We start from the raw sequence: 13,100 nt of genomic DNA, 5'->3' as shown, positions 1-13,100 counted from the left end.
GCGTGTCGATCGGCGGGACCCGCGTTCGACGCTTGGGTGAAAGGGCGAACAGCGCCCCGCACCCGAGGAGAGACCATGCAGATCCGCGCCCGCCTGAGCATGAGTGCCGACGGCTACGTGACCACGCCGAGCGGCTGGCCCGCACTGACCGCCGACCCCGCGTTCGTCTCCGGCCAGAGCCACGGCATCCGGGAGTTCCTGGCGGACTGCGAGGCCGCGCTCATGGGCCGTACGACCTTCGAGCCCGCCCTGACCAACAGCCGCTGGCCGTGGCCCGACCTCGATGTGTTCGTCCTCGGCTCGCACCGCCCGGAGGGCACCCCGGACCACGTCACCACCGACAGCGACCCGGTACGGCTGCTGGAGAAGCTCCGCACGGCCAACCGGGGCGGCGACGTCCACCTCATCGGCGGCCCGCGCACGATCGGCACCTTCCACGCCCTCGGCGCGCTCGACCGCCTCGAACTGGTCGTCCTGCCCCTGCTGTTCGGCGGCGGCATGCAGCTGACCCCCGCGCTCAGCCCCGAGACCGGACTGACCTTCCAGAGCCAACGCGCCCTGCCCGGAGGGGCGGTGGAGATCGTCTACTCCTGCCGGGGCAGCCGCGGCGACCTTCCGGGCAAGCCCGCCAGCCAGCGCTGAGCAGAGTGCGTGAAAGTTCTTTCCGTTGCTTTCAAGACTCTTGCTGTAAACATTTCGCCAGCGGTACGTTCTCGCCGGCGCCAGGCAAAGACGCCTGGCCGTCAGGCAAGGAGAACCCCCACGTGATATCGAGATGGACCGCATCCGCTGTCGCCACGGCCACCGCGTTCGCCGCCGCGGCGGCCGTGCTGGCCCCCCAGGCCGCCCACGCCTCCCCGCCCGGCACCAAGGACGTCACCGCCGTCCTCTTCGAGTGGAACTTCGCCTCCGTCGCCAAGGAGTGCACCAACACCCTCGGCCCCGCCGGATACGGCTATGTGCAGGTCTCCCCGCCCGCCGAGCACATCCAGGGCTCTCAGTGGTGGACCTCGTACCAGCCGGTCAGCTACAGGATCGCGGGGCGCCTCGGGGACGCCACCGCCTTCAAGAACATGGTGAGCACCTGCCACGCGGCCGGTGTGAAGGTCGTCGTCGACACCGTCATCAACCACATGTCCGCGGGCAGCGGCACCGGTACCGGCGGATCGTCGTACACGAAGTACAACTACCCGGGCCTGTACTCCTCGTACGACATGGACGACTGCACGTCGACCATCACCGACTACACCAACCGCGCCAACGTCCAGAACTGCGAACTCGTCGGCCTCGCCGACCTGGACACCGGCGAGGAGTACGTCCGCGCCACCATCGCCGGATACATGAACTCCCTGCTCGGCTACGGCGTCGACGGCTTCCGCATCGACGCGGCCAAGCACATCCCGGCCACCGATCTCGCCAACATCAAGTCGCGTCTGACGAACACCTCCGTCTACTGGAAGCAGGAGGTCATCTACGGCAGCGGGGAGGCCGTCCAGCCCACCGAGTACACGGGCAACGGGGACGTCCAGGAGTTCCGCTACGCCTACGACCTCAAGCGCGTCTTCAACAACGAGAACCTCGCCTATCTGAAGAACTACGGCGAGGGCTGGGGCTACATGAACGGCTCGGTGGCCGGCGTCTTCGTCGACAACCACGACACCGAGCGCAACGGCTCCACGCTCAACTACAAGGACGGGGCAAACTACACCCTCGCCAACGTCTTCATGCTCGCGTACCCGTACGGCGCCCCGGACATCAACTCCGGCTACGAATGGTCCGACACGGACGCCGGTCCGCCCAACAACGGTTCTGTGACCGCCTGTTGGCAGGACGGCTGGAAGTGCCAGCACGCCTGGCCGGAGATCCTGCGCATGGTCGCCTTCCGCAACGCCACCCGCGGTGAGTCGGTCACCAACTGGTGGGACAACGGCGGCGACGCGATCGCCTTCGGGCGGGGCGCCAAGGGCTACGTCGCCATCAACCACGAGTCGAGCTCGCTGAGCCGTACGTACCAGACCTCGCTGCCCGCCGGGACGTACTGCAACGTGCAGAACAACACGAGCGTGACGGTCGGCTCCAACGGCCAGTTCACGGCCACGCTCGGGTCCAACACGGCACTGGCGATCTACGCGGGCAAGGCCGGCTGCTGAGCGACTCACGGAAACACTGAAAGTTCTTTCCGGCTGTTTCAAGACTATTGCTGTAAGGCTTGCGGCGGCGATACGGTCGCGCGGGGTCGGACCCACAGAGCCGTCATCGCAAGGAGTCCACGTCAGTGATACCGAGATGGCCGGTGCCGTCGAGGCGCCGTACCGCACACGCCGGACGGGTCGCCGCGGTCACCGTGACCGCGCTGGCCGCAGCGCTCGTCCAGCCGCTGTCCGCCCAGGCGGACACCCCGCCGCCACCGCCCTCCGACGCGAAGCTCGCCGCGGAACCGGCCCGGCACGACGACACCCGTGAGCAGTTCTACTTCGTCCTGCCGGACCGTTTCGCCAACGGCGACACCTCGAACGACCGGGGCGGGCTCACCGGTTCACGGCTGAGCACCGGCTACGACCCCACCGACAAGGGCTTCTACCAGGGCGGCGACCTCAAGGGCCTCACCAAGAAGCTCGACTACATCAAGGGCCTCGGCACCACGTCCATCTGGATGGCCCCGATCTTCAAGAACCGGGCCGTCCAGGGCACGGGTACCAACGCCTCCGCCGGCTACCACGGCTACTGGATCACGGACTTCACCCAGGTCGACCCGCACTTCGGCACCAACAAGGACCTGGAGACCCTCATCTCCAAGGCCCACGCCAAGGGCATGAAGGTCTTCTTCGACGTCATCACCAACCACACGGCCGATGTCGTCGACTACGAGGAGAAGTCCTACGACTACCTCTCCAAGGGCGCCTTCCCGTATCTGACGAAGGACGGACAGCCCTTCGACGACGCGGACCACGCCGACGGCTCCAAGGCCTTCCCGTCCGTGGACACCGACTCCTTCCCGCGCACGCCCACGGTCACCGGCGCGGCCGCCAAGGTCCCGTCCTGGCTCAACGACCCGACGATGTACCACAACCGCGGCGACTCGACCTATGCCGGCGAGTCGACGACCTACGGCGACTTCTCCGGCCTCGACGACCTGTGGACCGAGCGTCCCGAGGTCGTCTCCGGCATGGAGAAGATCTACCAGCGCTGGGTCAGGGACTTCGACATCGACGGCTTCCGGATCGACACCGTGAAGCACGTGAACATGGAGTTCTGGACCCAGTGGGCCACGGCTCTCGACGCCTACGCGGCCAGGCAGGGCCGCAAGGACTTCTTCATGTTCGGCGAGGTGTACTCCGCCGACACGTCGATCACCTCGCCCTACGTCACCCAGGGCCGTCTCGACGCCACGCTGGACTTCCCCTTCCAGGAGGCCGCACGGCAGTACGCCTCCCAGGGCGGCAGCGCGCAGAAGCTCGCGAGCGTCTTCGGCGACGACTACAAGTACACGACCGACAAGGCCAACGCCTACGAGCAGGTCACCTTCCTCGGCAACCACGACATGGGCCGCGTCGGGTACTTCCTGAACCAGGACAACCCGAAGGCCACTGACGCCGAACTCCTCGCCAAGGACAGGCTCGCCAACGAGCTGATGTTCCTCAGCCGCGGCAACCCCGTCGTCTACTACGGCGACGAACAGGGCTTCACCGGCTCCGGCGGCGACAAGGACGCCCGCCAGACGATGTTCGCGTCCAGGACGTCCGACTACCTGGACGACGACGAGATCGGCACCGACCGCACGCACGCGAGCGACGCCTACGACACGAGGGCGCCGCTGTACGAGCAGATCAGCGCCCTGTCCAAGCTCCGCAAATCCAACCCGGCGCTCACGGACGGAGTCCAGGAGCAGCGGTACGCGGCCGACGGGGCCGGGGTCTACGCCTTCTCCCGTACACAAGGGAACACCGAGTACGTCGTCGCCTTCAACAACGCGAGCGAGGTCAGGTCGGCGACCTTCGCGACCGGCTCGGCGAACATGGCGTTCAAGGGGATCTACGGCGGTGCCTCCGGCGTCACCTCCGACGCCGACAAGAAGATCACCGTCACCGTCCCCGCCGGCTCCGCGATCGTCCTGAAGGCGGCAGGCAAGCTCGCCCCGCCCGCCACCAAGCCGACGATCACCCTCAAGGCCCCGGCCGCCGGTGCCACCGGCACCGTCGAGCTCACCGCCGACGTGGACGGCGGACAGCTCAACCGGGTCGTCTTCGCCGCCCAGGTCGGCGGCGGCAAGTGGCGGACACTCGGCTCCGCCGACCACGCGCCGTACAAGGTCACCCAGACCATCGGCAAGGCCGTACCGGCCGGAACAGCCCTGCGCTACAAGGCCGTTGTGGTCGACTCGACGGGACGCACCGCTTCAGCGACGGCGGAGTCCGTCACCGGTACCCCGCCCGCCGAGGAACCACCCACCGCCTCCTCCCGCGACTACGCGGTCGTCCACTACCAGCGCGCCGACGGCGACTACGACGACTGGGGTCTGTACGCCTGGGGCGACCTCGCCGACGGCGAGTCCACCACCTGGCCCGACAGCCACCCCTTCGCCGGCCGGGACGCATACGGCGCCTTCGCCTACGTCAAGCTGAAGCCCGGCGCCTCGAACGTCGGCTTCCTCGTCATCGACAAGGACGGCAACAAGGACGTCTCCGCCGACCGCACGATCGACGTCACCAAAACCGGCGAGGTGTGGATCGAGCAGGGCAAGGACGCCGTACAGACGCAGCGGCCCGACTACCCGGCCCAGGACAGGACCAAGGCCGTCGTCCACTACCACCGCGCCGACGGGAACTACGACGGCTGGGGTCTGCACGTCTGGACGGGTGCCGCGAACCCCACGGACTGGTCGAAGCCGCTGGAGCCGGCGAGGACCGACGCCTACGGCGCGGTCTTCGAGGTACCGCTGGCCGACGGGGCCACGAGCCTGAGTTACATCATCCACAAGGGCGACGAGAAGGACCTGCCCACCGACCAGTCCCTGGACCTCACGGCGAACGGCCACGAGGTGTGGCTGTTGAACGGCCAGGAGAAGTATCTGCTCCCGCAGCCCGCCGGGTCCGCCGCCGCGCTCGACCTGACCACCTCCAAAGCCGTCTGGATCGACCGGAACACGGTCGCCTGGAACGGCTCCGAGGCGGCCGCCTCCACCCAGCTGCTGTACTCCCACGACGGCTCGATCACCGTCGACGCAGGAGCCCTGACCAGCGACGACGAGAGGTGGCTGCGGCTGACCAGGACGACCCTCACGGACGCCCAGAAGGCCAGGTTCCCGCACCTGAAGGACTACTCGGCCTGGTCCGTCGACCCACGTGATCGCGACCGGGTGCGCGAGGCCCTCGACGGTCAGCTCGTCGCCTCCCAACGAGCCGCCAACGGCGCCGTGCTGGCCGCGACCGGCGTCCAGATCGCCGGCGTGCTCGACGACCTGTATCCCGCGGCGGCGAAGGCGGAACTGGGCCCGGTCTTCCGCAACGGCCGCCCCACCCTGTCCGTCTGGGCGCCCACCGCGCAGTCGGTGAAGCTGGAGCTCGACGGGTCCCCGAAGGACATGCGACGCGACCCCACCACCGGCGTGTGGTCCGTCACCGGCCCCACGTCCTGGAAGGGCAAGCCCTATCGGTACGTCGTGAAGGTCTGGGCGCCCAGCGTCAGGAAGGTCGTCACCAACAAGGTGACCGACCCCTACTCGGTCGCCCTCACCACGGACTCCGAGCGCAGCCTCGTCGTCGACCTGGACGACAGGTCCCTGGCGCCGCGCGGCTGGTCGACGTACACCAAGCCGAAGGCCGTGCCCCTCAAGGACGCCGAGATCCAGGAGCTGCACGTCCGGGACTTCTCGGCGGCGGACAAGACTGTGCCGTCCAAGGACCGGGGCACCTACCTCGCCTTCACCGACAAGAACGGCGACGGCTCCGAGCACCTGCGCGAACTCGCGAGGTCGGGGACGAGCTACGTCCACCTGCTGCCGGTCTTCGACATCGCGACCGTCCCCGAGAAGAAGTCCGATCAGGCGACCCCCTCCTGCGACCTCGCCTCCTACCCGGCCGACTCCGACAAGCAGCAGGAGTGCGTCTCCGCGGCCGCCGCGAAGGACGCCTACAACTGGGGCTACGACCCTTACCACTACACGGTCCCCGAGGGCTCGTACGCCACCGACCCGGACGGCACCGGCCGTACGGTCGAGTTCCGCAAGATGGTCAAGTCCCTCAACGACGACGGCCTGAGAGTCGTCATGGACGTCGTCTACAACCACACCGCGGCGAGCGGACAGACCTCCACCAGCGTGCTCGACCGGATCGTCCCCGGCTACTACCAGCGGCTCCTCGCCGACGGTTCGGTGGCCAACAGCACCTGCTGCGCCAACACGGCCACGGAGAACGCCATGATGGGCAAGCTGGTCGTCGAGTCGATCGTCACCTGGGCCAAGGAGTACAAGGTCGACGGGTTCCGCTTCGACCTCATGGGCCACCACCCCAAGGCCAACATCCTCGCCGTGCGCAAGGCCCTCGACGCGCTGACCCCCAAGAAGGACGGCGTCGACGGCAAGAAGATCATTCTCTACGGCGAGGGCTGGAACTTCGGCGAGGTCGCCGACGACGCCCGGTTCGTGCAGGCCACGCAGAAGAACATGGCCGGCACGGGCATCGCGACCTTCTCGGATCGCGCCCGTGACGCCATACGTGGTGGCGGGCCCTTCGACGAGGACCCCGGCGTCCAGGGTTTTGCCTCCGGGCTGTACACCGACCCCAACTCGTCCACCGCGAACGGGACCGCACAGGAGCAGAAGGCCCGCCTGCTCCACTACCAGGACCTCATCAAGGTGGGCCTGTCCGGCAACCTCAAGCAGTTCACCTTCACCGACACCGACGGCAAGGAGGTCACCGGCGCCCAGGTCGACTACAACGGTCAGCCCGCCGGATACGCGGACGCCCCCGGCGACGCCCTCGCCTACGCCGACGCGCACGACAACGAGTCACTGTTCGACGCGCTGACCTACAAGCTGCCCGCAGGTACCGGCGCCGCCGACCGGGCCCGTATGCAGGTCCTCGCCATGGCCACGGCAGCCCTCTCGCAGGGCCCGTCGCTCTCCCAGGCGGGCACCGACCTGCTGCGCTCCAAGTCCCTCGACCGCAACTCCTTCGACAGCGGCGACTGGTTCAACGCCATCCACTGGAACTGCCAGGACGGCAACGGTTTCGGCCGCGGACTGCCCATCGCGGCCGACAACGCGTCCAAGTGGCCTTACGCCAAGCCGCTGTTGGGCTCGGTGACGGTCGGCTGTGCTCAGATCCAGGGGGCCTCGGCCGCCTACCAGGACCTGCTGCGGATCCGTACGACGGAGAAGGCGTTCTCGCTCGGCACGGCGGAGCAGGTGCAGTCGAAGCTGTCCTTCCCGCTGTCCGGGAAGGACGAGACGCCCGGTGTGATCACGATGGAACTGGGTGATCTCGTCGTCGTGTTCAACGCGACGCCGAAGGCGCAGAGCCAGCGGGTCGAGGCCCTTGCCGGGAGCACATACCAGCTGCATCCCGTGCAGGTGGCAGGCGCGGACTCTACCGTCAAGGGGGCGTCCTACGAGCGGGAATCAGGCATCTTCGCCGTTCCGGCACGGACCGTGGCCGTTTTCATCCGCCATCCGTAGCTGAAGGCATTACCTTGGTGGAGCAGAGCCCGAACCCCGCTCTGCTCCACCGGTGTTGCCCGAGGGCGGACAGATGGATGCAAAAGGCAAGCTGACAGGCACGACCGTGATGGTCGTGGACGACGTGGAGGCCAGCCGGTACGCCATGGGCACCGTGCTGAGCCGGGCAGGGCATCGCGTCGTACCGGTCGCCACCGGCGGCGAGGCCCTCGCGGAACTCGACACACGGCTGCGCAAGGGCACCCTGCCGGACGTGGCCCTCGTCGACGTGGGGCTGCCCGACATGAGCGGCTTCGACCTGTGCCGGCTGTTCAAGGAACGCCCGCACACGGCCGGGATGCCCGTGGTGCACTTCTCGGCCTCCGCGGTGCCCCCGGCCGTGCACTGCGCGGGCATGGACATGGGTGTCGAGGCCTATCTGAAGGTGCCCGCCGAGCCCCTGGAGATCGAGGCGGTCGTCCGGGCCGCCGTACGCAACGCGCAACTGCGGGCCGGTGACCGGGCGTTGGTGCGACGGCTCACCCTGCTGTCCGAGACGATCGTCACCATCCAGGCGGCGCGCACCCTGCAGGAGCTCTCCGACGCGGCCGCCGAGGGTCTCTCACGGCTCACCGGCACCCCCGGCGCCGTCTTCGTCCTCGACCAGGACGACGTGCTCTACCGCGGTCTGTCCCGCGACCGCATTCCCGTCGCCCTGCCCGACGAGGACGCCGACCGGGCCGTGGCCGCCCTGCTGCGCCGGCTCACCCGGGGGCAGGCCGGGGTGCAGCTCACCACCGTGCCCGCGCCGCTGTGGCCCGCCGGGTTCTTCCGGCCCGGCGTCGAGCACGACGCCCGGCTCGCGCTCGTCGTCACCCAGGACGGCCGGGCACCGGTGTGCCTGGCCGCGCCCGCGCGCGGGATGCGCAGGGTGGGCCTGGAGGGCGAGACCCTGCTGGCCCAGCTCGCGCAGGCCACCGCGCTCGCCGCCCAGCCGCTGCTCATGTACAAGGTCGAGCGGCATGTCGCCCTCACCCTCCAGCACAGCTTCCTGCCCCAGCCGCACCGGCTGCCCGAACTGCCGGGCATCGACGTCGTGGTCCGTTACGTCCCCGCCTCTCGGCAGACCGAGATCGGCGGCGACTTCTACGCCGCCCTGCGGGTGGACGAGGGGGTGCTCACCGCGGTCGGCGACGTCGTCGGTCACTCGCTGGACGCGGCGACCGTCATGGTCGAGCTACGGCACGCGCTGCGCGCCTACGCCGTGGACGAGAGCGATCCGGCCGTGCTCGCCGAGCGCCTCGACCGGACGCTCCAGCGCTACCACCCCGACACCACGGCCACCGTCTGCCTGGCCCTCATCGACCCGGACACCGGGCGCACCCGGATCGCCAACGCCGGCCACATCCCGCCGCTGATCGTCCGCGACACCGGCACCGCCGACTACGCCAAGGCGGCAGGACCGCTGCTCGGCGTCGGCCTGCCCCATCCGCCGGCCACCGAGCTGTTCCTCGAACCCACCGACCGGCTCCTCATGGTCACCGACGGCCTCATCGAGACCCGGGGGACCGACCTCACGGCCTCCCTGGAACACCTCCGCGCGGCCTCCTCCGGCGCCCTGCCCGGCCTGGACGCCCTGTGCGACACCCTTCTGGACACCTTCGGCCACGACCGGGAGGACGACATCGCCATGCTGGCGCTGCGGCTAGGGTGACCTGTGCCGTCGTAGAACAGGAGTCCTCATGCCGCAGATCACCGTCGAACACTCCCCGTATCTCGACCATGTCGAGTGGGAGGAATTCGCCCTGGCGCTGCACCCGGTCGTCGTCGAGACGGCGGCCGCGAAGCTCGAGGCGTGCAAGACCCGGGTCCTGCGCACCGAGGACGAGGCGGTCGGCGGCGAGACCAAGAACCACGCGATCGTGCACGTCACGCTCGCCCTGCTCGCCGGGCGGTCCGAGGAGACCAAGGCGAAGCTCACCGAGGCCGTCGTGGAACTCCTGCGCAAGCACGTCGAACCCGAGGACGGCCTCACCGTGCACCTCTCCGCCGAGGTGCGTGACCTGGACGCCTCCTACACCAAGGCCGTGCTGTAGGCCCTGTCGTCACATTCCCGCCTGCCGCGCTCCGGGCGGACGACGGGAATGTGACGACGGGGCCTAGGAGGCCAGCGCGATCAGCCGGGCGGCGAGGTCGGTGAACGGACCGTCGTTCGGCTCGTCCTTGAGCATGTGGCGCAGCAGCGCGGTCATCTCCTCGTCGTAGGCCGCGCTCACCGCGGCCAGCGCGGCGAAGCTGTGCACGAGCTGCGTCTCGAGTTCGGCGCGCGGGATGCGCCGGCCGTCCAGCCAGATCAGGGCCGTCGACTCGACGAGCGAGATCCAGGAGCGGATGAGCAGTTCCAGCCGGGCGGGCGGGTCCGTCACCCGCAGATGCGACAGGATCTGCTCATAGGCGACCTGCCGTACGGAGTCGATGAGCGCGTTCGTCGCCGAAGAACCGACCGCGGGCCCGCCGCGCATCAACGCCGAGAAACCCGGGCCGTGTTCGTCCACGAAGTCGAAGAACCGGCGCATCACGCGCAGCAGCCGGCCGCCCAGCGACCCCTCGTGCGGTTCCTCGAACCGGCTCGCCAGGTCCTGCGCCGCGCGCTTCAACGCGGCCTCGTACAGGCTGAGTTTGCCGGGGAAGTAGTGATAGACCAGCGGCCGCGAAATACCGGCCGCCGCTGCTATCTCGTCGATGGAGACCTCGTCGGGCGAGCGGCGGGCGAACAGCTCGAGGGCGACGCCGATCAACTGCTGACGCCGTTCCTCGACGCCCATTCTTCGACGGACCCCGGTAGTCATACGAACACCTTACCGATCGGATCCGGCCTGGAACGGGCCGGATCGACCAGCGGTGTTCACAGCTCTACCGGAGCCCGCTGACCGCCCGCCCGTCCTCCAGGGTCCCCTTCAGCTCGGCCTGGACCCCCTGCTTCGCCTTCGCGGCCAGCAGATGGCCGTCCGCCGTCGCCCGGACCCCGCCCGACGCGTTGATCGAGGACGTCCCTCGGCTCCCCGCCGCCAGCAGGTACCAGGTACCGGCCCCCGACTTCCACAGCACCCCGGCCAGCACCTGCGGATCCTTGGCCCCGCACGCCGGCACGTTCTCGGCCTTCGCCGCGACCGCCCCGTAGCTGCCGCCCGGCGTGTGGAACTGGGCCAGCACCCGCTCCCCGCCGCCCTGCCAGGTCTCGGCCCGGGTGCACACCCAGTCGGCCGTCCCGCTCGCGTCGGGCAGCGGCTGCGTCGCGTAGGCCCAGGCGTTCACACTGCGCACGCCCGCCGAGCGCATCGCGCCCAGCGAGCAGGCGTACGGCGCCCAGGCGCGCAGCGCGCCCACCCCGGACGCGTCCTTCACGGACCCGGGGCGGCCGGTGGTGAGACGGGCCGGGACCAGTTCGCCGAGGTCGGTCAGCAGCCGGGTGCCAGAGGCGTCCGTCAGCTGGAGCGCGTTCCAGGAGGTGCAGGGGCCGCTCTGCGCGGGGCCGGCCATCGGCGCGGTGGTGCCCTCGGTCAGCGCGAGGTCCGTGGCGGCGGAGCCCGGCTTCAGCAGGTCCCGGTCGGCGGCCTTGGTCACCCAAGGGGCCGTCAGATAGCGGACGTTGCCGTCGGCCCGGCCCAGGACGACCGCGTCGGCGTCCGCCCGGTCGGCCCCGTCGACCCGCGCGAAGTCGAGGGCGGCACCCTTGGTGCTGTCCCGCGGCTCGGCGTAGCGGACGATGCGCAGGCCGTCGTAGAGGATGACCACGCGCGCGTTGTCGACGGTCCCGGCGTACAGCAGCTGCGGCGGGCCGGAGGGGCCGCCCGAGGGGGTGCCGGGGGTCGCGGAGACCTGGACGGTCTCGCCGGGGCGGGCCCAGACGGCGAGGGCGCGGCGCAGGAGGGCCGAGTCGCCGGTGAGGTCGCCGCGCGCGGGCCACACGGAGAAGTCGGTGCGGGCGGAGGACTCCCACGCGGCGGCCGGGACCTTCAGCAGCAGGGCCGGGTCCAGGGCTGCCCGGGCGGAGGGGTTCTGCGCGTAGGAGGGCGCGGCCGCGCCGTCGGGGCCCCAGCCGTCGCCCGGCATGCCGAGCAGCGCCCCGCACACGGCGACGGCAGCCGCGGCGGCGAGAGCGGCCTTCATGTGCTGCCTGCGCCGCATCAGGTCGGTGGGCCGGGCCTGGAGCGAGCAGGGGTCGAACTCGGGGGAGTCGAGGAGGGCGTACTCGGCCTGCGCGGAGTCGGCCTCTTCGAGGGCCGCGTCCGCGTCCGCCACGCCGGCCGCCGTCAGCAGACCGCGTACGTCGCTGTCGGGGAGCTTCTCCAGGCCGCGCAGGACGTAGGCGGCACGGGCCGGGCCGGTCAGGGCCGACAGGCGCTGGTCCAGGGCCAGTTCGTCGGCGCCGCCGGAGCGCGGGAAGAGCCTCAGGCCCCACACCTGGGGGAGCAGCGGCGGGAGCTGGGAGCGCTTGGGCCATGCCTTGCGCCGGAGCGGCAGGCCCGCCTCCAGCGCCGTACGCACCACCTGGAGGCGGACGAAGGCGTAGCCGGGGTCGCCCTCACGGCCGTCCGACTGGGCCGGGATCACGGGCGTCGCCGTGCGGCCCCGGGGCAGGGCACGCTGGGTGAGGGCGTGCGCGGTCAGGACCCGCCGGTTGCGACCGAGGCCCGGCGGCAGCACCAGATAGGCGAGCCGGACCAGCCGGGGGTAGTGCTCGACGAGCGCGGCCTCGGCCTGTTCGACGTCGACGACGGGGTCGGAGGCGGAGCCGGAAGCGGGTGCGGGGCGCGGGGCGACATCCTGTGACTGCACGTTCAGCAGAACGAGCGAATCGTTGGTTGGTCACCGCCCCCGGGTGAATCAGTCCTCCGGGTCGACCAGCGCGCGGGCGTAGCGGGCCATCGAGCGCTGGTAGCGCGGCAGATGGGGGGCGAGGGCACCCAGGACCAGCGACAGCCCCTCGCGGTCCCGGCCGAGGCTGGACAGGCACAGCGCCAGGGTGGCCCGTACGGCATCGTCCAACTCGTCGGACGGGCCGTCCAGTTCGGGAGTGAGCAGCTTGACGCCCTCCTCCGCCTGTCCCGTGTTCCGGAGCGAACTGGACAGCTGGATCTTGGCGCGCCGCCCCTTGTAGCCGCTTTCCCGGCTGAGCCCCCTCGCGAGCGCCTCCCGGTACAGCGGGACCGCCTTGTCGGAGTGCCCCGTCGAGTCCCAGGCGGAGGCCTGCTCGAACAGACCGAGCGGACTGCCGTCCGGCAGCTCGGCCACGAGCGCGTCGATCACGGCCCGGAACTCGGCCGCCCGTTCCTCCGGATAGTCGTCCAAAGTCGCCCAGGCGGCGATCACGCGCTTTTCCCAGTCCTCGTTCACCGGCACACTTTCGCACAGTCGTACCCGTGGTGACACCAGGATTTGAGCG

8 protein-coding genes are annotated in these 13,100 nt (G+C 70.0%); 5 read left to right on the top strand and 3 right to left on the bottom strand.

The window, feature by feature from the left end:
• The first annotated feature begins 75 nt into the window (after positions 1–75).
• From RNB18_RS12245 to RNB18_RS12225, 5 genes are all read left to right on the top strand, one after another.
• Positions 76–642 (top strand): dihydrofolate reductase family protein, encoded by a 567-nt coding sequence (locus tag RNB18_RS12245; RefSeq protein ID WP_311714126.1) that lies wholly within the window; start codon positions 76–78, stop codon positions 640–642.
• Between the two features lie 122 nt (positions 643–764).
• Positions 765–2,150: an alpha-amylase gene (locus RNB18_RS12240; protein WP_311714125.1), complete on the top strand. Its 1,386-nt coding sequence runs from the start codon at positions 765–767 to the stop codon at positions 2,148–2,150.
• Between the two features lie 125 nt (positions 2,151–2,275).
• The gene (pulA, locus tag RNB18_RS12235; RefSeq protein ID WP_311714124.1) at positions 2,276–7,675 is read left to right on the top strand and encodes a pullulanase-type alpha-1,6-glucosidase; all 5,400 of its coding nucleotides are present in this window, start codon (positions 2,276–2,278) and stop codon (positions 7,673–7,675) included.
• A gap of 73 nt (positions 7,676–7,748) precedes the next feature.
• A complete protein-coding gene (locus RNB18_RS12230) occupies positions 7,749–9,368 on the top strand; it encodes a fused response regulator/phosphatase (protein ID WP_311714123.1) in 1,620 nt (539 codons plus the stop codon).
• A 28-nt stretch (positions 9,369–9,396) separates the two neighbouring features.
• Complete coding sequence (locus RNB18_RS12225; protein WP_311714122.1) at positions 9,397–9,750, top strand: 5-carboxymethyl-2-hydroxymuconate Delta-isomerase; 354 nt, start codon at positions 9,397–9,399, stop codon at positions 9,748–9,750.
• A gap of 63 nt (positions 9,751–9,813) precedes the next feature.
• Here RNB18_RS12225 and RNB18_RS12220 read toward each other — a convergent pair whose 3' ends face one another.
• The 3 genes from RNB18_RS12220 to RNB18_RS12210 all read right to left on the bottom strand — a co-directional run bounded on the left by RNB18_RS12220 (position 9,814) and on the right by RNB18_RS12210 (position 13,051).
• On the bottom strand, positions 9,814–10,503 hold the full coding sequence (locus RNB18_RS12220) for a TetR/AcrR family transcriptional regulator (protein WP_311714121.1): 690 nt from the start codon (positions 10,501–10,503) through the stop codon (positions 9,814–9,816).
• Between the two features lie 64 nt (positions 10,504–10,567).
• On the bottom strand, positions 10,568–12,493 hold the full coding sequence (locus tag RNB18_RS12215; RefSeq protein WP_311714120.1) for a hypothetical protein: 1,926 nt from the start codon (positions 12,491–12,493) through the stop codon (positions 10,568–10,570).
• 48 nt (positions 12,494–12,541) lie between these two features.
• The gene (locus RNB18_RS12210) at positions 12,542–13,051 is read right to left on the bottom strand and encodes a tetratricopeptide repeat protein (protein WP_311714119.1); all 510 of its coding nucleotides are present in this window, start codon (positions 13,049–13,051) and stop codon (positions 12,542–12,544) included.
• Positions 13,052–13,100: the final 49 nt, after the last annotated feature.

Origin of the sequence: Streptomyces doebereineriae, from assembly GCF_031845645.1 — a bacterium.
Taxonomy (GTDB): domain Bacteria; phylum Actinomycetota; class Actinomycetes; order Streptomycetales; family Streptomycetaceae; genus Streptomyces; species Streptomyces canus.
Note: the sequence above shows the minus strand (reverse complement) of the source record. Positions and strands in the feature narration are given on the sequence as shown.